17 protein-coding genes and 1 tRNA gene are annotated in these 20,696 nt (G+C 58.9%); 8 read left to right on the top strand and 10 right to left on the bottom strand.

The window, feature by feature from the left end; all coding sequences use genetic code 11:
* The first annotated feature begins 33 nt into the window (after window positions 1-33).
* Together INHI_RS0112135 and INHI_RS0112130 are read left to right on the top strand one after the other, a co-directional pair.
* Complete coding sequence (locus tag INHI_RS0112135; protein WP_014873844.1) at window positions 34-546, top strand: CarD family transcriptional regulator; 513 nt, start codon at window positions 34-36, stop codon at window positions 544-546.
* A 182-nt stretch (window positions 547-728) separates the two neighbouring features.
* Window positions 729-1,502: an ion channel gene (locus INHI_RS0112130; protein ID WP_027247807.1), complete on the top strand. Its 774-nt coding sequence runs from the start codon at window positions 729-731 to the stop codon at window positions 1,500-1,502.
* Window positions 1,503-1,515: 13 nt separating this feature from the next.
* Here INHI_RS0112130 and cobS read toward each other — a convergent pair whose 3' ends face one another.
* Window positions 1,516-2,274, bottom strand: coding sequence for an adenosylcobinamide-GDP ribazoletransferase (gene cobS, locus INHI_RS0112125; RefSeq protein ID WP_027247806.1), 759 nt, complete (start codon window positions 2,272-2,274; stop codon window positions 1,516-1,518).
* A 99-nt stretch (window positions 2,275-2,373) separates the two neighbouring features.
* On the opposite strand from cobS, the gene cobT reads away from it, so the two are divergent.
* Window positions 2,374-3,390 carry a nicotinate-nucleotide--dimethylbenzimidazole phosphoribosyltransferase gene (cobT, locus tag INHI_RS0112120; RefSeq protein WP_014879362.1) on the top strand — a complete coding sequence of 339 codons (1,017 nt, stop codon included), beginning with the start codon at window positions 2,374-2,376 and terminating at the stop codon, window positions 3,388-3,390.
* 67 nt (window positions 3,391-3,457) lie between these two features.
* On the opposite strand, the gene INHI_RS0112115 is transcribed toward cobT, so the two are convergent.
* The 3 genes from INHI_RS0112115 to INHI_RS0112105 form a co-directional block, all read right to left on the bottom strand.
* Window positions 3,458-5,350 (bottom strand): monovalent cation:proton antiporter-2 (CPA2) family protein, encoded by a 1,893-nt coding sequence (locus INHI_RS0112115; RefSeq protein WP_014879363.1) that lies wholly within the window; start codon window positions 5,348-5,350, stop codon window positions 3,458-3,460.
* A 497-nt stretch (window positions 5,351-5,847) separates the two neighbouring features.
* The gene (locus tag INHI_RS0112110) at window positions 5,848-7,068 is read right to left on the bottom strand and encodes a PAS domain-containing protein (RefSeq protein WP_014879364.1); all 1,221 of its coding nucleotides are present in this window, start codon (window positions 7,066-7,068) and stop codon (window positions 5,848-5,850) included.
* Window positions 7,069-7,130: 62 nt separating this feature from the next.
* Window positions 7,131-7,586, bottom strand: a complete 456-nt coding sequence (locus INHI_RS0112105; RefSeq protein WP_014873850.1) for an Lrp/AsnC family transcriptional regulator — start codon at window positions 7,584-7,586, stop codon at window positions 7,131-7,133.
* Window positions 7,587-7,729: 143 nt separating this feature from the next.
* Between INHI_RS0112105 and hppD the strand changes: the two genes are divergently transcribed.
* Entirely contained in the window at window positions 7,730-8,830 is a 1,101-nt protein-coding gene (hppD, locus tag INHI_RS0112100) for a 4-hydroxyphenylpyruvate dioxygenase (RefSeq protein WP_027247805.1), read from the top strand.
* 115 nt (window positions 8,831-8,945) lie between these two features.
* Here the strand turns inward: hppD and INHI_RS0112095 are convergent, their stop codons facing one another.
* A complete protein-coding gene (locus tag INHI_RS0112095) occupies window positions 8,946-11,645 on the bottom strand; it encodes a hypothetical protein (RefSeq protein ID WP_027247804.1) in 2,700 nt (899 codons plus the stop codon).
* Between the two features lie 169 nt (window positions 11,646-11,814).
* Here INHI_RS0112095 and INHI_RS0112090 point away from each other — a divergent pair, with 169 nt between their 5' ends.
* Complete coding sequence (locus INHI_RS0112090; RefSeq protein ID WP_014879368.1) at window positions 11,815-12,531, top strand: SIMPL domain-containing protein; 717 nt, start codon at window positions 11,815-11,817, stop codon at window positions 12,529-12,531.
* A gap of 67 nt (window positions 12,532-12,598) precedes the next feature.
* Here the strand turns inward: INHI_RS0112090 and INHI_RS0112085 are convergent, their stop codons facing one another.
* Both INHI_RS0112085 and INHI_RS0112080 read right to left on the bottom strand, forming a co-directional pair.
* Window positions 12,599-13,891 carry an O-acetylhomoserine aminocarboxypropyltransferase/cysteine synthase family protein gene (locus INHI_RS0112085; protein ID WP_027247803.1) on the bottom strand — a complete coding sequence of 431 codons (1,293 nt, stop codon included), beginning with the start codon at window positions 13,889-13,891 and terminating at the stop codon, window positions 12,599-12,601.
* A 175-nt stretch (window positions 13,892-14,066) separates the two neighbouring features.
* Complete coding sequence (locus INHI_RS0112080; protein ID WP_027247802.1) at window positions 14,067-15,056, bottom strand: GT-B fold glycosyltransferase domain-containing protein; 990 nt, start codon at window positions 15,054-15,056, stop codon at window positions 14,067-14,069.
* A gap of 378 nt (window positions 15,057-15,434) precedes the next feature.
* Here INHI_RS0112080 and INHI_RS0112075 point away from each other — a divergent pair.
* The 3 genes from INHI_RS0112075 to INHI_RS0112065 all read left to right on the top strand — a co-directional run bounded on the left by INHI_RS0112075 (window position 15,435) and on the right by INHI_RS0112065 (window position 18,478).
* A tRNA-Thr gene (locus INHI_RS0112075) sits at window positions 15,435-15,510 on the top strand.
* A gap of 448 nt (window positions 15,511-15,958) precedes the next feature.
* Complete coding sequence (locus INHI_RS0112070; RefSeq protein ID WP_036767040.1) at window positions 15,959-17,701, top strand: ATP-binding protein; 1,743 nt, start codon at window positions 15,959-15,961, stop codon at window positions 17,699-17,701.
* A gap of 168 nt (window positions 17,702-17,869) precedes the next feature.
* Window positions 17,870-18,478, top strand: coding sequence for an acyl-homoserine-lactone synthase (locus INHI_RS0112065; protein WP_027247800.1), 609 nt, complete (start codon window positions 17,870-17,872; stop codon window positions 18,476-18,478).
* 53 nt (window positions 18,479-18,531) lie between these two features.
* On the opposite strand, the gene INHI_RS0112060 is transcribed toward INHI_RS0112065, so the two are convergent.
* Genes INHI_RS0112060 through comD form a run of 3 tightly spaced genes read right to left on the bottom strand, consistent with a single transcriptional unit; the run spans window position 18,532 to window position 20,680 of the window.
* Window positions 18,532-19,623 (bottom strand): alpha-hydroxy acid oxidase, encoded by a 1,092-nt coding sequence (locus tag INHI_RS0112060; RefSeq protein WP_027247799.1) that lies wholly within the window; start codon window positions 19,621-19,623, stop codon window positions 18,532-18,534.
* On the bottom strand, window positions 19,623-20,177 hold the full coding sequence (gene comE, locus INHI_RS0112055; RefSeq protein ID WP_027247798.1) for a sulfopyruvate decarboxylase subunit beta: 555 nt from the start codon (window positions 20,175-20,177) through the stop codon (window positions 19,623-19,625). Before comE ends, INHI_RS0112060 begins: the two co-directional genes overlap by 1 nt.
* Window positions 20,174-20,680 carry a sulfopyruvate decarboxylase subunit alpha gene (gene comD / locus INHI_RS0112050; protein ID WP_014873886.1) on the bottom strand — a complete coding sequence of 169 codons (507 nt, stop codon included), beginning with the start codon at window positions 20,678-20,680 and terminating at the stop codon, window positions 20,174-20,176. The genes comE and comD overlap by 4 nt, the downstream gene beginning before the upstream one ends.
* Window positions 20,681-20,696: the final 16 nt, after the last annotated feature.

Genomic DNA, 20,696 nt, shown 5'->3' with positions numbered 1-20,696 from the left:
CCTGACATCGGCACATAGCGAGGAAAGACCTGTATGACTAAATCGAAGAAGCCTGAATTCCGCCCCGACGACTATGTTGTGTACCCCGCCCATGGCGTTGGCCAGATCATTTCGATCGAGGAGCAGGAAGTGGCCGGCTTCGCGCTGGAACTGTTTGTGATCACCTTCGAGAAGGACAAGATGACCCTGCGGGTGCCGACCAACAAGGCAACCGAAATTGGCATGCGGTCGCTCAGCTCCCCCGATGTGATCGCCAAGGCGATGACCACGCTCAAGGGTAAGGCGAAAGTAAAGCGCGCCATGTGGTCGCGCCGTGCCCAAGAGTATGAGCAGAAAATCAACTCAGGTGATCTGATTTCCATCGCCGAAGTGGTGCGTGACCTGCACCGCACCGATGATCAGCGCGAGCAGAGCTACTCGGAGCGTCAGCTCTATGAGGCTGCGCTTGAGCGCCTGACGCGTGAGGTGGCAGCGGTTTCCGGTGGCGATGAAATCTCTGCCGCGAAGCAGGTTGACGAGGTGCTGACCTCCCGCGCTGCGGCGTGATCTCTACCCAGAAACAGCGGTGATCGAACCAGCTTATATTCGAAAAATCAAAAACAAAGGCTGCGCTTCAAGGCGTGGCCTTTTTGATTTTTGGGCTATGATTTAGCCCCTCCCGATGTCACTGCGTATATCTGACTGGGTGACGCGCCCGACCATGGCTAAAAAACGAGCAGAGAACATCCATGACGGATCTAAAAACTCGCCTGACCGATCTCTATCGTGGTACCGATAGCGCATCGGTCCGGTTTCGCTATGGGCTGATCGGCTTTGATGTCATCACCATCCTGTTTTTCATGTCCACTGCTCATATCCCCCACGGGCCTTGGCTGATTGGGCTGAGCTGGCTGGCGGGGCTGGTCATCGCATTGGATCTGGTGGCACGGCTCTGGATCAGCAGCAACCGCCGCAAGCTGTTCTGGCGCATCTACACGCTCGCTGACATCATCGTTCTGGTGTCGCTGTTGCTGGAGACCATTCTGCCCGGAGGATTGGCGTTCCTACGCATCTTGCGGGGCCTAAGATTGATCCACTCCTACCATTTGCTGCAGGATCTGCGGCGTGACAGCCGGTTTTTTCGTCGTCATGAAGATGCGATCATTGCCGGGATCAACCTGTTCATCTTTGTCTTTGCGACGTCGATGACGGCATTGGTTTTCTTCATGGATACCACGGGCAGCGACTATCCGTATATCGATGCGCTCTATTTTACGGTCGCGACGCTGACCACCACCGGCTTTGGCGACATCACCATGGCGACCCCTGCTGGCAAAACCTTCTCGGTGTTTGTCATGGTGGTGGGGGTGACCCTGTTTGTGCGGCTGGCGCAGGCGATCTTTAATCCGCAGCGTGTGCGCTATACCTGCAGCCAATGCGGGCTGACCCGCCACGATGTGGATGCGGTGCATTGTAAGCACTGTGGCGGACAGCTGAAGATCCGCACCAGCGGCGTGGAGTAAGCGGCAGCGGTGCTCAGCTGAGGGCGGCGGACAGGCCGAGCAGGGCGACAAGCTCGCACAACTGCTGCGTGGCCCCCAACACATCCCCGGTCTGTCCTCCGATCTTGGTGCGGGCGGTGGCAGCGATGACGGCAGCGATCGCACACATCGCCAGCAAGGGTCCCCAGGCGTTCCAGCCGAGGAACAGTACGGCAGCCAGGGTTGCAATCGCCAGCCCCAGCCCGCAGACCCTCCAGGGCGGGCGCCCCACGGAGGAGGACAGGCCGTTGGTGCGCGCATTCGGCAGCGCTGCCATAACGACTGGCATCATAGCCCGGCTCAGCATGGCCACGGGCAAGAGCACCCACACCGCGTCAGCTGCCAGCAGACTCGCATAGGCGATCCAGCGCAGACCAATTGTCATGATCAGAGCCAGAACCCCATAGGTGCCGATTTGGCTGTCCTTCATGATCTCCAACCGCCGCTCACGGGTGAAACCACCCCAGAACCCATCTGCGGTATCTGCGAGCCCATCTTCATGCATGGCGCCCGTCAGAAGTGTCTGCGTGAGCAGCGCGATCCCAGCAGCCAGCATCGGAGATAATCCCATGCCCTGCGCGATCACCGCCAACAGGCACGCCGGTACCGCAACGGCAACCCCAGCAAAGGGAAACGCCCAAGCCGCGTGCGCATGTCGCGCAAACTGCTGTTTTTGCAACCTTGGCATGGGCAATCGTGTCAACAAGATCAACACGAGCAGAAAATCTACACCAGATATGTCGTTTTTTCGCATTTGCGGGCCTCACGGAGGGCTTGCGGTGTCAAGATGAACCGGTACATACGGATGATCCGCTTTACCTGCGACGACCCCTTCGATGCAATGAGGCTTTCCATGCTGTCACCGCTCTTTTCGCTTGATCACTTTCGTGCGCAGCTTGCGCAGGCTCCGGGCGTGGATGAACGGGCTGAAACGGCCGCGGCCGAACGCAACAGCCAATTGACCAAGCCGCCGGGCTCGCTTGGGCGGTTGGAGGATCTCGCGATCTGGTACGGCAGCTGGCGTGGCACCGAGCGCCCGGTGATCCGAGCGCCGCAGGTGATCGTCTTTGCCGGCAACCATGGCATCGTGCAGCAAGGGGTCTCGGCCTTCCCGAGCGAGGTGACCGCACAGATGGTCGCCAATTTCAAACACGGCGGCGCCGCGATCAACCAGCTGGCAAAGCTGGCGGGTGCCCGGCTCGATGTTCATAGCCTTGATCTGGAAACGCCAACCAAGGACTTTACCAAAGACGCGGCCATGGACAGCGCCGAACTACTCAGTGCGTTGCAGACTGGATGGAAATCGGTTGATCCCTCCGCGGATCTGCTTGTGGTGGGCGAGATGGGTATTGGCAATACAACACCGGCCGCAGCGCTGGCGTGCGCGCTGTTCGGGGGGGACGCCGGGGATTGGACCGGACGTGGAACCGGTGTCGACGACACGGGCCTGGCAAATAAAACCCGGGTTGTGGCGGAAGGGGTGGCGCTGCATGGCCCGGCCATCACTGACGGGGTTGAGGCGCTGCGCCGTCTCGGCGGGCGCGAGATTGCCGCCATGGCCGGGGCGATGACCGCGGCCCGCATGATGAAAATTCCTGTCATTCTGGACGGGTTTATCTGCTGCGCGGCGGCGGCCTGCTTGATGCGGACCCACCCGGCTGCACTGGATCACGTCGTCGCAGGGCACCAGAGCGCCGAAAGCGCCCATGCCGCATTGCTGACCCATCTTGGCAAACCACCGTTTCTCTCGCTGGATCTACGCCTTGGAGAGGGATCTGGTGCGGCTTTGGCCATCCAGGTACTGCGGGCCGCTGTCGCGTGCCACAGCGGTATGGCAACCTTTGAGGAAGCGGGCGTCTCCGGCAGCTGAGCTGCCGATAGACGGCTCAGTATCGCTTTGCTGTCTCTCCGTTTGGCGGTGGGGGCGCAGCTGAGGTTCAGGCTGATTTCTGATCTGAGGACTTCTTGGCCTCGGCAAGCTCCAGGAGCGCTGTTTCCAGATCTTTCTCCAGCTCACGGGCACGGGCGATATAAGCCGGATTTTCGCTGGCGGGTGTGCCGGGAATCCAGAGACCTGCCAGTTCGCGCACGGTTTGACGATCATGCGCATAGAAGGTCTGTTCGGCCTGCGCCGCCTCATATTCGCTCAGCCCGATCTGCTCCAGAACATAGCGCCCGGCACGCAGGGAGCTGTCGAACATCTCGCGCACAATGTCATTCGCCCCTGCCTTGTAGAGTTCAAACACATGGTTGCGATCAAATGCGCGGGCAATGATATGCAGATCCGGATACCCACGACGGGCATGGGCAACCAACCTGAGTGCAGCCTCTCTGTCGTCAAGCGCCACAACGAGGACCTTGGCCTTTGCAATGCCAGCTGCTTTCAGCAGTTCGGGGCGGGTCGGATCACCGAGGAAGCTCTTGACGCCAAACCGCCGCATCAGCTGTACGGATGCCATATTGCTGTCCAGAACAACGGTATTGAACCCACTGGCACGGACCAGGCGATTGACGATCTGGCCGAAGCGTCCAATCCCGGCAATGATGACCGGGCCTTCTTCATCGATCTCATCGGGGGTCTGCTCTTTTGGGCTGTCCTTGCTGTATTTCGACAGCAGGTCGTAGAGAATGAACAACAGCGGGGTGATCAGCATCGACAGGGCGATCACCAGAAGCAGTTTTTCTGATAGCTCAGGCGGCACAACATTGAGCTGCCGTGAAAATGCCAGCAGGACGAACCCAAATTCACCCGCCTGCGCAAGGCCCAGCGTAAACAACCAGTGATCGCGTTTCTTCAGGCCAAATGCTTTGCCCACAAAGTAAAGCACGGTGCCTTTTGCAATGATCACCAGGAGGGCGAGGCCGATCAGATCGCCCGGCTCTGCCAGAAACAAGCGATAGTTGATACCGGCGCCGACAGTGATGAAGAATAGCCCCAGCAGCAGGCCCTTGAAGGGGTTGAGGTCGCTTTCCAGCTCATGCCTGAATTCGCTGTTGGCAAGAACCACCCCCGCCAGAAAGGCTCCAAGCGCAGGCGAGAGGCCGACTAGCGTCATCAGGAACGAGATGCCAACAACGATCATCAGCGCCAAAGCCGTGTACATCTCGCGCAGGTTGGAGGCATGAATGAACCGGAATACCGGACGGGCGAGATAGACCCCGGCCAGCACAATTGACCCGATTGCGGCAAGGGTCACCAGGGTTACAGCCCAACCCGGCAGCCCTTCGACCAGCGAAAGTGTGGCGTGGCTGGATGCGGCATGGGCATCATCCGCGCTGCGAGCGATGGATCCATTCCCGGTGATCTGGGCGCCATGTTGGGCGGCCAGCAGCGGCAGCAATGCAAGGATGGGGATGACCGCAATGTCCTGCGTGAGCAAAACCGAGAATGTCGCCCGCCCCCCGCCGGTCCGCATCAGTCCCTTTTCAGAGAGGGTTTGCAGTACGATGGCGGTTGAGGAGAGCGAGAGCGCCAAGCCAATGGCCAGACCCACCTGCCAGGTCTCCCCTGCTAGCATGGCTGCACCCATCAGGGCCATCGTGCTCACAAGGATCTGGAGGCCGCCCAGGCCGAGCAGCTTATGCCGCATCGCCCAAAGTGCGCGGGGCTCCAGCTCCAACCCGATCAGAAAAAGCATCATGACGACGCCGAATTCGGCAAAATGGCGCAGATCTTCGGCTTCGCTTCCGACGAACCCGAACACCGGTCCGATTATGATTCCGGCAGCCAGATAGCCCAAGACCGACCCAAGACCGAGACGTGCGGCAATCGGCACGGCAATCACCGCGGCTGCAAGGTAGATCGTCGCCTGATAGAGAAATGCATCCATAGGTTTTGGTATCGCAAGCGCTGCCCGGCTTGGCAACGTTTAACATGCGATGGTGGCGCGGGTCGGTGTGGCGGCGCTGCCATTTGCTGCTACGGCACCATATCTGTCCGAAAAGACAACCTGCACGGAACGGCCTGACCGTCGCGCAGGACCGGTCGGGCCTCTCGCCAAACGGAGGGTACGCGTATTTGGCTCCGCAGGAGGGGCACCCCAGGGCAGAACCCATCAATGCAGTACTGCTGGCACGCTAAGGGCAATAATACAGAGGTTTTGAGCGCGCCGGGACTGGCGGTCGCAACCTAAAAAACTCGATGCCTCTGCGTTGCCGCAGTTCAAAGGTCCGGGCACGAGCTGGCTCATCTGAGTTACGTCTCTCAGGCCTTTGAGATAGAGCCGCTATTCCAGCGGCTCTATTTCTTATCAGGGACAACAGAAAACCAGCGCTGGCAGATTAGTGGATTCTGACCCCGGTTTGTGCATAACCCGTGCGCCTCGCGTCAGCGTTCCAGTGAGCGGATCTCATTACTGAGTTTTGCAATACGCTCCAGCCGTTGGGATATGCGCTCCTGAAAGACGCCAAGCTGATCGATGATATCCGCCAGTGTTTCGCCTGACTCCGGTAGGCGGGCACTTTCGATCTTGCACAGAACACGGGTCGAGCTGAGGCCTAGAAAGTGGCGGTGCATAACCTGACAGGCATGCATGATTCGTGAGGCTTCGCGCTCCACCTGGTCGAGCCCATTGCCCGCGCGTTCCAGCTGCTGGGCCACCAGCTGAGCCAGGATGTCGCGTTCTCCCTGCATGTCAACTTCTCCCAAGCTGCGCCGTTCCTTTTGCAGCTGGATGTCGCATTCCTTCAGGACACGCACCATGCACTCCACAAACAGGGAATCGTCCACGGCCGCCTCGATCACCGCGAAATTGCTGTCCTTGCCCATGACATGCGCTGCAAACCAGTCAGACATTTCACGCGACATCGCGCCATAGTTCTGCGACAGCACGGTGACCGGTCCGCCCGAGGGTTCAATACGCGACGCAATGACCCGCAGGTTATGCGGGATTGTATGCATGGCGTCGAAATCCTTGATCAGGCCTTCGGTCTCACCGACGAGTGTCTTGGCGTTGTCCAACATCTGACACAGATCGACAATCATCTGATCCGGCTCATTGTCCAGCCCGATATCGCGCGCGATCAGTTCCTCACTCATCGCTTTGGTCGCGAATTGCCGATAGTTGTCAAAACCATGATCGACGATCCAGCCCTTCAGGCGTTCGGCGCTTTCCTCGGGTGTCAGCCCTTCGTTTTGCTCCGCCGCAAGCAGCTTGGCGTAGAGGCTTCGGGTATCGTCGAACATCTTGCTGCTGGGTTTGATCCGCGCTGACAGGTAACCGTCAGCGCAGGGCACCACGACAGCATACACCCAGTAATAAAGCCCATCTTTCGACTTGTTCTTGACGTAGGCGCCCATGGTCTGACCGCTCTTGATGGTGTCCCAGAACAATTGGAACACACCCTTGGGCATGTCGGGATGGCGAATGGTGCGATGTGGCGCGCCAAGCAGTTCTTCCCAATCGTAGTGGGACACCCTGCGGAACACGTAGTTGCCGGCGATGATGACCCCCCGGCTGTCGGTGCGGGAGAAGAACACCTCGTTTAGCCCAAATGGAGCCTCGCCGCGGGTGGGGCGGCTTTCAATGCGACGATCTACAAAGGACACGGTCTCTATCCAATCTCTAAGTCTGTACCGTGTTTGTATAGCGCACGAGTGTTCACGGAACCTTAAGTCGGCAGCGGCCCATCGCTTTTTAATTGTGCCATCACAATCTGGCTCTGAACCCGCGCGACCGTCGGGTGCGGCAGCAGAATTTCATGCAAAAGCCGGTTTAACGCAGCAAGATCAGTGCAGAATACCCTAAGCAAATAATCGGCTTCGCCCGTCATGGTCCAGGCTGATGTTATTTCAGGACGCATCCGGACCAGCCGTGAAAATCGTTCAGATTGTTCGGGTCCGTGACTTTCCAGATGGACCTGCACAAACCCCTGAACACTCAACCCCAGCTTGTCAGGATCCAGACGCGCTTCGTAGCTGCGGATGTAGCCGTCGGCCTCCAGGCGCTGCCGGCGTCGCCCGGCCTGACTCGCTGAGAGGTTCAGCAGTTCCCCCAGCTGCTGTGCCGTCAGATGAGCGTCTTTTTGCAGTGCGGAGAGCAGTTTCTGATCAGTTATGTCTAGCATGTGCGGGACTTTCACGAATATTGGAATTATTGCGCGTGATTTGCGCGCCTCACACTGGCATATCCTAAACTATGCGCAAAACAAGCATCTGAATTGCGGTATTCTGAATGCAGCTACACTATTCCCTATTTGGAGGAAGCCGCATGGGCCCGTTCCCGCATAACGCACCGAAATCCGTCATCAGCCCAGAAAATCCGGCCGGGACCGATGGGTTTGAATTCGTCGAATTTGCCCATCCCGACCCACAGGAGCTGCGCGATCTCTTTGCGCGCATGGGGTATGAGCTGGTGGCGCGCCACAAGAGCAAGCCGGGCATCGAGCTGTGGCAGCAGGGGGATATCACCTATGTCCTGAATGCCGAGAAAGGCAGCTTTGCCGAGCGTTTCGTGGCGGATCATGGTCCTTGTGCGCCATCCATGGGGTGGCGTGTTGTTGATGCGCAACAGGCCTTCGAACATGCCGTCTCAAAGGGGGCAGAAGCTTATGAAGGTGACGACAAGACGATGGACGTCCCTGCGATTAAGGGGATTGGTGGCTCGCTGATCTACTTTATCGACCAGTACTATGACACCTCGCCTTATAACACCGAGTTCGAGTGGCTCACCCAGTCAAAACCGCGCGGTGTTGGCTTTTATTACCTCGATCACCTGACCCATAACGTCTTCAAGGGCAACATGGACAAATGGTTCAGGTTCTATGGCGAGTTGTTCAACTTCAAAGAAATCCGATTCTTTGACATCGAAGGCAAATTCACCGGGTTGCTGAGCCGCGCACTGACCTCTCCTTGCGGGCGCATCCGCATCCCGATCAATGAAGATCGCGGCGAAACCGGGCAGATTGTCTCCTATCTGAAAAAATACAACGGTGAGGGTATCCAGCACATCGCGGTTGGTAGCGAAGATATCTATGGCGCGACGGATGAGATTTCAGACCGCGGGATCAAGTTCATGCCGGCCCCTCCGGCCAGCTACTATGAGATGAGCCACGACCGTGTGATCGGCCATGAGGAGCCGCTGGACCGGATGCAGAATCATGGCATCCTTATTGACGGCGAAGGCGTTGTTGACGGGGGGGAGACCAAGATCCTGCTGCAAATCTTCTCCAAAACTGTGATTGGGCCGATCTTCTTCGAATTTATCCAGCGCAAGGGCGACGACGGCTTCGGCGAAGGCAATTTTAAGGCGCTGTTCGAGTCGATTGAACGCGAACAGATTGCCAATGGGGAGCTTGCAGAGGCTGAGTGATCAGCCGTTTGCAGACCGTAACGACAAAAGCCGGACCAAGATTGGTCCGGCTTTTTTGTTCGATCTTTTGGCGTGTATTCTGCGCCTTGTTCGCAGTGTGCTGACTGTGTTGGCCTTAACCACTGGGGATTTTCAGCGTCAGGTTGCGATTGCCTTTTTGGTATTGCAGCTGGCTGTCGCCAATAGCCACAACACGACCACCATCGATCCGATCTCCGACCTTTACCTTTCTGTAGCGGCCGTTGGGCATCAGGATCAGCGCGCGGCGATTTGACGGGGTGCCGTAGACACCAATCAGGTTCACCCGTCGCAGATTGATCGCATTGTCGACGGTGGCCTGCCGCGCAACCGAGGCGCTGGATGGGATTCGTGGTGTAACGGTTCGCGGCGGTGCGCTGGCGACCGCCTCTGAGATGCTGGGCTCCGCATTGCGCTGACGGTTGCGCTGCGCACGGTCGACCAGATTGGCAAAATTGGCTGGCCGCCCTCGGGGCACAACGGAGCGTGCAATCGCCTGCGCGGTTGCGGGCAGGCTGTTCTCTTCTGGCGGTTTCAATCCCGGTGGGCGACCACGGGGGCGAATTGCGCCCAATTCAGCACGGCTCAATCCGCCAAGCTGCGCACGCTCGTTTTGTTCGACGAGATCGTTGGGGCGCTGTTTGGGACGAAGTTCCGACAGGATCACCTGACGCGCGGCTTCCTCCGCTGCGGCGGCAACGTCCGGGTCTGGACGGGCAGGGGTCGGTGGCGGGACTTTTTCGGGACGGCCGAGGAACACCATGATCCCGTCCGGGTTCAGCGTCCCGTCTGGGGTGGCCTTGACCAATCCGCGCTCATCCAGGTCAAACTGCTGTCCGGCAGCAGTGGGGGTACTGATCGTGCCCAGTTCCAGATCCGTGGCGAACAATGTCTGATCAGGCAGGGCTGTTGCGTCTTTGGAGATATCCGTTGGGTCAATTGACGCCACATAGAGGGTCTCAAGCGTATCTGTTCCCGGGGCCTCGGGCGTTTCAGGCGCGTGTTGCCAGATGCCGGTTGCAGCGTATTGGGCCGCGCGTGTGAGCGGCGTATCCTGATCGGCCGCCGCCGCAGCCTCATCCGCTTCCGGGGCCAGCTCGGCCTGGTCCAGATCCTCAGTAAGGGTCTCATCTGCCGTCGGTGTGGCGTCCTGCTCCAACCGCAGCGCGTCCAGAACGGCTGTATCCGTGCTGGAAAGCCCCTCATCACCGTTCGCAGTCGCAGCTGCGTCATTGGACGATGTGCCGTCTGGCGTTGCGTCCAGTGGCAACAACGCCCCCTCATCAGGCTGATCTGGTATCGCGCTGACCTGCGGCGCGATGTCACCGGAGCCGCTTGTGTCTGGGCTGCTTAATGGCACCGCAGTTGCGTCACTGACGGCATTGCGGGACTGCCTGTCGGCAAGGATTGCCCAGGCCGCCACAATCGCCATGACAATTAGCAAGCCGCTCACCAGAGCCAAGCCAAGGAAACGTGGCTTGCCGCCGACCTTCTGCTTTGAGACGCCGGCCAGTAGGGATGCCTTGCCTGCCTCATGCAGGGATTTCTTGTCTTTGGGCCTCTCCGTGAGTGGGATGTCCCCTATGTCATCACGGGGTAGAACCGGCGCCGGGCCCGATGCTTTTGGAGCGGGGGGGATACTGCCCTTGGCGGCGAGGGAGGGGACGATCGGCCCGGTTGTCTGAGCGGTCAGCGACGGCGCTTTGACGTCACCTTTTCCCAGCGCCGCCGGGCTGTCGGCAAGTGCAATGGAGCCAAAGGCAGCATGAGGCACCACGCGCGGGCCATCCTTTGGCTTGGTATCTGTATGCGGCGCTGCGGTATTGGCCCCAGCACCGGTTTTGGTCGCTGCGGCGGCTTTGGGCGATGCTGGGGCGGCCGTTGGTACCGACGCTTTCTGTGCGCGCAGCTCCCCATCCTTGCGTCGCCGTGTCGAAAAACCGCTCGCAGCGATGGCTGTTGGCGGTGCCGGTGTATCTTCGGTATCCGCAACGGGCGTGTCGTCAGGGACATGATCCGGCTCAGCTCCGGTCTGTTCGACCGGCTTGCTCTCCGCGGCAGCAGTTTCAGTCTCATCAATGGGACTGTCATCAGTAGATGCGTCTTCGAGTTCTGACACGGGCTTTGACGGGGCTGGGGCCGCGGGGGCGGTATCATCAGCGTCGGGCGCGTCGGGTGATGCGTTTCCGTCCAAGCGGGTGTCGGCATCTACCTCAGCGTCCGCACCCGTGTCTGAGATGGCAGGCGGCGCACCTGCCGGGCCGATATCAACCACCGCAACACCGTCAGGTTCAACCGGGGCTTCCCCGGATTGCAGCAGGGTCTGAGACGCGCCGAAAAACGGCTCCCCCAGAAAGTTCATTTCCTGCGGCATCGCAACAAAGCTCACCGGCAGAAACCCATGCATCAGCGCAAAATCTTCAGCCTCTTGCAAAGTCTCGCGGGCGACGGCAGCCACATGTGTCTTTGCCCCGTCCTCACTCAGGTCGAAGGCCAGCTCATCCACGCGATACGGGGTCGCCCCATCCAGGCCCTGCTCGGCAGCGGCACGGCGGCTGTCGAGATCGGTGGTTCCGGTGTCAAGCGTCAGGTATCGAATCTGATCGTTCGGGATGATCAGCTTGCACGCGATTGGTCCCTGGGCATAGCGTTCGCCCAGCTGGCGCAGATCTGCCAGTGCGGCGCTCAGATCTTCGACATCCAGCGAAACCGTGCCAATCTGGCGCCAGCCCCCGGCGGCACGTTGCAATAGGCCAACGCCGGTGGAGGACAGAGAAAGTGCAAACCCCGGTTTCATGATGCAAACACGCCTTCAGCTTTAGTATGCCCATACCCCTGTGTGGCAGGGCGATCTTGGCGCAGACCATAAGGCAGAGCGCGCGCAAGGGAAAGGAAAAGACACGATTTCCCCCTTGCAGGCGGTCAATTGCCATCCCCATGTTACACCCCAGAAAAGGAGCAGTTCGATGAAAGCTAGACATATCTTTGCCTCCGCGCTGGCGGTTCTGCTGGCAACAGGGCTTGCCCATGCGCAGGAAACCCCGGTGGATCGCCAGATCTCGGTCACCGGCGAGGCGCGTATCGCCGTCACCCCGACGCTGGCGACAATCACCCTCGGGGTCACCGAGGAGGCGGAAGAGGCCGCGCTGGCCATGTCCGCCGTCTCCACCAAGATGGTCGCGGTGGTCGATGAGTTGCGCGCGGCCGGCATTGCCGCAGAAGATATGCAGACCCAGCAGATTTCGCTGAACCCTGTATGGTCGCAGGATCGCAGTTATTCCGACGGGCGCCGCAAAATCACCGGGTTCAATGCCTCCAATACCCTGGCCCTGCGCATACGTGATCTGGATCGGCTGGGCGAGGTGCTGGATCAGGTGCTGAAGGTTGGCGCCAATGATTTCCGTGGGTTGAGTTTCGGTGTTGCCGATCCGGCCAAAGTGCAGGACCAGATCCGCGGCGCCGCTGTGAAGGATGCGCGGCGCAAAGCAGCCCAACTGGCAGAAGCCGCCGGAGTTGAGCTGGGCCCTGTGCGGTCAATTCATGATCGCGACACCGGCGGTGGTCAGCCGATGATGGCGATGGAGATGGCCCGCAGCGCCCCAATGCCAATCGAGGCGGGGGAGCTGAATTTCAGCCATAGCGTTTCCGTGGTTTACGATATCAAACTGCCGACAAACGACTGAGAACTAGAAAAGGCCGGGACGTCCCGGCCTTTTCCTTAGGGTGTAACACTGGCTCGAGATTGGCGGCTCAACTGCTCGCCTTGCTCAGGGCCTGATCCAGATCGGCAATCAGGTCATCGGCGTTTTCAATGCCGATAGAGACGCGCACGACATTCGCCCCGGCCCCGGCAGCCTCCTGCTGTTCAGGTGTCAGCTGGCGATGGGTGGTCGAAGCAGAGTGAATAATCAGCGAGCGGGTATCGCCAAGGTTGGCGACATGGCTGAAGATTTCCAGTGAGTTCACCAGTTTGACGCAGGCGTCATAGCCGCCCTTCACAGCAAAGGTGAACAGCCCGCCGGTGCCCTTGGGATAGTGCTCCTTGGCACGGGCGTGATATGGCGACGAGGGTAGACCAGCGTAGGTCACATAGTCCACGCGCGGATCTTGCTCCAGCCAGGAGGCAACGGTTTTTGCATTCTCGCAGTGGCGTTCCATCCGCAGGCTGAGGGTCTCGACCCCCATCAGCGTATAATGCGCTGCCTGTGGGTTCATGGTCATGCCCAGATCGCGCAGGCCGATGGCGATACCATGGAAGGTGAAGGCCAGCCCGCCAAAGGTCTCGTGGAACTTCAGCCCGTGATAGGCCGGCTCGGGCTGGGACAGCGACGGGAATTTGTCATTTGCGGACCAGTCGAATTTTCCGGAATCGACAATCACACCGCCGGTGACGGTACCATTGCCGGTCAGGTATTTCGTGGTGGAATGCACAACCAGCGTCGCACCATGAGCAATCGGACTGCAGAGATAGGGCGTGGCAGAGGTGTTGTCGATGATCAGCGGGACACCCGCCGCATCCGCGACATCCGCAATGGAGCGAATATCCGTGACGTAGCCGCCAGGGTTTGCAACAGATTCGCCAAATACTGCCCGCGTGTCGTCATCAATGGCTGCGGCCACAGCCTCAGGGTCGTCAAAGTCCACGAATTTAGCCGACCAGCCAAAGCGTTTGATAGTCTGGCTGAACTGGGTGACGGTACCCCCGTAAAGCCGGGTCGAGGCGACCACATTGCATCCCGGTCCCATCAGCGGGAACAACGCCATGATCTGTGCTGCATGGCCGGAGGAGCAGCAGACCGCGCCGACGCCGCCTTCCAGGGTTGCAATGCGCTCCTGAAGTACGGCCACGGTCGGGTTGGTCAGGCGCGAATAGATGAAGCCGACTTCCTGAAGGTTGAACAGGGCCGCCGCATGATCCGCATCGCGAAACACATAGGCCGTGGTCTGGTAGATCGGCGTCTGTCGCGCTCCGGTGGCCGGATCCGGCTTGGCGCCGGCGTGAATTTGCAATGTGTCGAACCCGTAGCTTGGCGCTTCAGACATTGGATGTGCTCCCCTGGATAGTCGACCTCACTGGTCGGAAGTTGTTTCGCGCGTAAGAACACTCTGCCACGCCCCGTAAGGCAAGCTGCAAATTGGCGCTACCCTCGCGTCGCTCACGATCCGACAGGGGCAATTAAGGCACTCTTCCGCGGAGGCAGCGCGTTGGAGAGGCTGGTTAGCGCATCCAGAAACCGGCGGATTTGATCCGGTTGCGCAATGCCTGCTCCTTGCGGGGCAGGTTGTCGCGATCAAACATCGCCCGTACCTTGGCACCACGGCCCTGATAGATCATTCGCTTCATCGGCTCATATTGTTTCAGAACTTTCTTGATCTTGTTCGGGCTGGCCACTGTCTCGAGCGCGGCGACGACATCATCGCTTTCCCGAGCGTAAAGCAGCGGTAAACTGCGGTAATGGCAACTCATCTCCCCATCAAGATAGCCCTCGGGCAGTGTCGCACGCCCCCCGCCGAGGCTGTGAATGACCAGCGGCAGGGCGATCTGATCCAGCCAGGGATCCAGCGACTGGCCGATCAATGCCTTTGGCAGATCGTCGCGGATGGACGCTGCATACTCAAGAAACCGCTGGCCAAAGACGCGCGGACAGCTTCCGTAATAGTAGCCGGCATTGAAATAGAGATAGCGGCGCCAGAAATTTTCAGGCTGGCTGTGATCAAGGCTGCTGTTAAAATCCAATCCAAAGCGATCGTAGAGCGCCCGCCAGATTCCGGTCATGTCGGGACCGTAAAGTGTCGGCTTCGGCCAGGTGCCCTCTCGGCGCAGGGACGCAGAAGGGCGGCTAAAATCCAACGGTAGCTGGTCGAGCGGACCGGTGATCAGCGTGTCGGTGTCAAAGAACACAAATGGCTCCCCCTCCGGCAGCGCCAGAAGTGCCTCAATCTTGTTGCCATAGGGATAGCTCTCGCCAAAGGCGACCGACTGAAACGGCAAGATGTCAGCTCCCAAAGCCTCCAGCGCTTCCAGCACCGGCTTGTTGCGAATGCTGGGGGCCTTGGTCCAGAGCCCGCTAGGTTGCGGAACCGCCACATAGAGCCGACCTGTAAAATCAGGGGCGTATCGGCGCAGGGAGGCTGCAAACAGCACCGCCTCATATTGCAACCGCCCCGCCTGTCCGACGATCATGATATTGAAACGTGTTTCCGTCATACGGCTGCTTCCGGTTATTCAGGGCGGTCAGCACGTGGCTATGGCTGGCACGCGACAGCCCCTATCAGCTGGTTGATGGCATGATCATATATTTCTGCGTCAGTCACCAGCATCGCTTTGGATCGATTTGACATTTGGGGCCCGACCGCAACGCAGGCCTGGTCAAAAAGACCAGCCAAAATGGCTACAGCTGCCAACTCCAGGATGATCGCGCAAACTGGTGGAATTCAGACCTGACAGATCCGGTTGGCCGACCGCAAAGGGGGCGGGATCTATCGCGGGAAAATATGCACTCAAATACCGCCATGAAATTCTCAGTCGCGAGACGAATTTTTCGTCTTGCGCCCTCCCGCGAGAGGCGCTATCTCGCTGCCCAAGGCCCCTATAGCTCAGCTGGTAGAGCAACTGATTTGTAATCAGTAGGTCCGCGGTTCGAGTCCGTGTGGGGGCACCATCTTTCCAATTAACCGTTGTTAGGGTGCGTTTACAGGGCGTGCTTTTAACCTCGTGTCTTCTCACACGCGTCGCGATGGCCGCGGCTGGTGCGCATTGTTGCGCCTAGACAATGCAACAATAGCACCCAAAGATAACCCCAAAACAGCTTCGGTTTCATGACACCCGTGGGAGGGGTTGTGTGACAAATCATGTGGCTCAAAGCCGCCATGGTTGAGTTTCTTGTGGGGGGATATTCCTATCCGGGTTGGGGCTGTCTTTCTCGCTAAAAGTTGAGTTTGATCAGCCTGTCGTTAAGGTCCGCTCGGCAATATTAAGTCATCTGTCACCATTTGACCGCAATTTAACGGTACGAGCGAATCGGATAGCTGTTGTCAAATTAGGTGATGCTCGCCTTTGACGCGTGAACGCGACGGTGGGGAGGTGGCCAGGGAAAACCGGAAGGGAGGATGCGTTTGTTTTCATTATCGCCAGACCTCGTGAATTCCGTTGCCAGCCAGAACAAGCTTGTTCGGTCGGACCTTCCCTCCCGATTTGCCTCGATCACCCTGGTGTCGCTGCTGTCACTCTATTTTCTGTCCTTGCAGACCATTGCCGTTGTCTACACGGCTTACGTTTTGGTCGAATTGGTGGGTCTGCGGGTCTACCGGCGGCTGTCTTCTGGCGTCACGCTCGGCGGCATGGTCCTCTTCGCCGGTTCTGCGTTTGTTGGCGTCTGCGTTTTCAATTCTCTGTCGTTGCTGTTGTTCCTGCATCCAGAACCCTTCCCGAAACTGATGGGGGCGATGCTGCTTATCATCGCGCTCAATCATTCGGTGGTTGCGCGCTCTGCGTGGTTCTATTTTGGGATCATCACTGCGGTGCCGATTATCCTTACCGTGGGGTATATGGTTTGTGCGACGCTGCTGCGCGTCGCGAGCCCCGGCGAGATGATCATTGCTGCGGTCATTCTCTTGCTGGGAGCCGCCTATATGGTGCACGCCATGTGGGTGCAGCACCATTTGACCGCGCGGCTGCGCGAGGCGTTAAGCGCGGCGGAGGCCGCGAGCCGCGCTAAGAGCCGCTTCCTCGCCGCGATGAGCCATGAAATTCGCACACCTCTGAATGCGATTTGCGGCATGTCCGAACTCATCGAAGAGGAAAATTCCGGATCCGATACGCTGCGGGAGCAAACGCAACTCCTGCGAAAATCGTCTCAGGCGCTCACCGGTATTCTTGATGATGTTCTTGATCACGCCAAGATTGAGTCCGGTCAGTTCGAACTGAACCTTGCCACTGCCAGCCCTCGGGAAGAGATCTCCAGCGCCGTAGAAATGTATCGCGCGCGGGCGGATGAAAAGGGGCTCGCGCTGGCCGTCAGCCTGGCGCAGAGTGTCCCGGACTACGCAGAATGTGATGCGTTGCGGTTGCGGCAGGTGATCGGAAACCTGGTGTCCAACGCTGTAAAATACACTGAAACCGGTCAGGTTGAGGTGGTTGCCGATTGCGAAGATATTGGCGGGCGCATGATGCTGCGCGTTGCAGTGTCTGACACTGGTCGGGGCATGACGCCTGAGCAGAGCGCCAAACTCTTCACGGATTTTTATCGCGCCAAGGACAAGAATGCCCCCAACGTGCCTGGTACCGGATTGGGGCTGGCGATCGCCCGCCATCTGGCCCGCATCATGGGCGGCGATATCACCGTGCAGACCGGCCGCGACTGGGGCAGCTGCTTCACTTTCTTGTGTCCTATTACCGCGCTGGATGCCTCTGAGGTGGAGGTCCTGCCGCAGCAGACTGCGCGTGCAGAGACGGGCGAGCTTGGCGATCTATCCATTCTGCTGGTGGATGACACGACATCCAATCGTCTGGTTGTCCGGGCGTTTCTGAAAAACAGCGGAGTGCGGATCACCGATGCAGAAAATGGCGCTGAGGCTTTGGACGCCTTAGAGCGACAACCGTTTGATTTGGTGCTTTTGGACATGAAAATGCCGGTGATGGATGGCCGGGAAACCCTGACGGAAATGCTGCGACGTGGCGGGCGGGTTGGGGCGACACCGGTGGTTATGCTGACGGCGAACGCCGCGCCCGAAGAACAGGAGCTGTTCCTACGGCTCGGCGCTGTGAGCTATCTGTCCAAACCGGTCAAGAAATCGGTACTGCTTTCGGAAATTCGCAAGATCACATCGGTACCGGCGGCGCGCTCCGCCTGATCGCATTGCGACTGATGCGAACCGAATATGAGAAGCCGTCGCAAAAAGCGGAGCTGTCATTCTGAATTAATTCAAAATTTACGCTTTCCGGATAGGTTGAGTCGAATTTTCGATAAATTGCCGGAATGTACATTTGCATTCGGGCTGGAACAGCTGACCGGATCTGCGATGCAGTCGACAGAAATTACATTCGACAATTTTGCGGAGACCGGTGGGCTCTTCACTGAGATGTTGCGCGCGCGGTATCGTCATTTTGTTCAGTTGCGACGCTGGAACCTGCCCAATGTGCGTGGGTTGGAGTTTGACCAGTACGACACGCCGGAAAGTATCTACTGCACTGTTCATGAAGGAAAAACGGTTCTTGGTGGTTTCCGGGTGACTCCGACGACGGCGCAGTGCATGACCACCAGCTATATGTTGCGCGATGCGCAATTGGGGCTGCTGCCGGGCCTGCCGTCAAATGTCTTGGATCATGCGGCGCCACAGGATGCTGCAATCTGGGAGGTCAGCCGGTTTTTTGTCGAAGACACGCTAAGCGCGCGGGATCGTATGCATGTGCGCGGACATCTGGAGCGCGGCCTGTCCCGGCTCGCGCAGGAGTGGAAAATCAACGCCTTTTTGTGTATCACCTCGGTCACAGCCGCGCTGCTGATGCGTCGGGCGCGCCTGTCGATCACCTCGGCCGGTCCGAGGTTCGAAGCAGGCGGTGAAATCTGTCAGGCCTACCACCTTACGGTCGACGCAAAGGATCAGCGCAGCGATGCAAACGCAGCATGAATGCGCGCGACGGTGGCCTTGCTCGGCCTTCTATGTCGCGTTGCATCGCGCTCTCAATGGTTCAGTGAGACGCGGCCGGTTTGTGCCATGGCAATGCTCAGCTCTTCGCTTATTGCATGCCACAACTGTGCCAACCCGGTCTCGCCTCTTGCAGCAATAGCGTATTGCAGGATGCGGCCCAGAAATACAAAATCAGCGCCCATTTTGATCGCTTTCAGGACATCCTCGCCCGATCGGAGACCGCTGTCATAGAAAACCGGGAACTTCGGCCCAAGATCTGCACGGATCTTCGCCAACATCTCTATCGGGGCGGGCGCGGCCTCCAGTTGTCGCGCGCCATGGCTGGACACCTGAATGGCATCAACCCCGGCAGACACCAGCGCGCGGGCATCTTCGACGTCCAGCACGCCTTTCACCACCAGCTTTCCGGGCCAAAGGTCGCGCAGCCGGGCCAGCGTATCCCAAGTGGCCCGCGCCCGGCTTTGGGTGCGGTCAAATTCATAGCCCTCCATTTCGAAGTTTGCCATCACCGGCTTGCCTTTGAGCAGAGTTGTCAGTGACCAGCGCGGGTGCAGGGCAAAGTCGATGAACTGCTGTGGCCCGATACGGAAAGGCATTGTAAAGCCATGGCGTAACTCACGCGGACGGCGACCCACCTCGGGCACATCAACGGTCAGCACCAGCGTATGATAGCCGACTGCACGGGCGCGTTCTGCCAGTTTGAAGGTGCCGCTGCCGTCGCCACTGAAATAGAGCTGGAACCAGGCATAGCCTTCGGCCGTTTCGATGATCTCTTCCAGCGGGGTCGAGGCGACGGTGGAAACCCCATGCGGCACCCGGTAACGCGCGGCCAGCCGGGCCAGCATCAGGTCGGCGCCGGGAGCGGCGAGGTTGCACATGCCCATAGGGGCGATGCCAAAAGGGCGATCTGCCTCGGCGCCGAAGACGTGCGTAGCAAGCGAGCGCTGACTGACATCGCGCAGGATACGGGGCCGCAGGGCGATGCCATCCAGCGCGGCGCGATTCCGCGCCACCCCGGTTTCCTGTCCGGCGGCCCCGTCGATATAGTCAAACACCATCCAGGGCAGCCGCCGCCGGGCGAGGCGGCGGGCATCCTCGGCGGAATGGATGGCGCCTGCATCCATCAGCTGGCCACGGCCTTCATGAAGCGATCGCGGATGACCACCGGATCCATCGTGATCACCGGCATCTTGGCGTTGCCGCTGTCACATTTGACCACCATCACTGTCATCTTGCCGCTTGCAAGAGCGGTTTCCAGTGCGGGCCCGGTGTCCTTATCCACGACTTCGACCACATTCTCGCAGCCAGCACCACGTGCCATCTCAGCAAGCGATGTCTTGCGGCCGGTATAGGTTGGCTGGTCGCCCGTCGACCCATAGGAGCCATTGTCGATGATCATCAGGATGTAGTTGTCTGCGACGTTGTTGGCGATCGTTGGCAAGGTTCCAAGGTTGGTTAGGACGGACCCATCACCATCAATTACAATCACCGGTTTCGCCTGCGCCAGCGCCAGCCCCAACCCGATGGAGGAGGCCAGCCCCATGGTGCCCAGCATGTAGAAATTGTTCGGCTGGTCGTCGATTGCATGCAGCTCTTGGCTAGGGATGCCGATATTGCAGACCACCAGTTGATCCCGCAGGATAGGGGCGATTTCCTTCAGTATTTCAGAACGGATCATTGGTCGCCATAGCCTCCCCAGAAATTGGCATCGGTCAGGATGGCAACGGGTTTGTTGCACATGAAGGTGTATTTCAGGATGTTATCGAATTCCTCGACGTCTTTTTGCCAATGGAAATGGTAGGTCGGGATATTCATCTGCGCCAGAAGCGCCTTGGTATGCACTGCCATCTCCACCTGGCAGGCCACTGGCTCGCGCAGCTCACCACGGTAGGAGATCAGCATTGGCAGCGGCATCCGGTAGTATTGGATCAGTGTTGCCAGCGTGTTGATGGTGACCCCAATGGCGGTGTTCTGCATGATAATCGCCGGACGTTTCCCCCCCATCCAGGCTCCGGCGCACAGGCCCATGCCCTCGTCTTCCTTGTTGGAGGGGATATGAAAAATGTCATCGCGCTGGTCAATTTCCTCAATCACGCCCGCCAGTTGTTTACAGGGCACGGTGGTGACGAAAGAGACTCCGTTGGCCGCCAGATCGTCAGCGATCCTTTTGTCTATGCTCATAGTCGATTGCCTTTGC

Origin of the sequence: Phaeobacter inhibens DSM 16374, assembly GCF_000473105.1 — a bacterium.
Taxonomy (GTDB): domain Bacteria; phylum Pseudomonadota; class Alphaproteobacteria; order Rhodobacterales; family Rhodobacteraceae; genus Phaeobacter; species Phaeobacter inhibens.
Note: the sequence above shows the minus strand (reverse complement) of the source record. Positions and strands in the feature narration are given on the sequence as shown.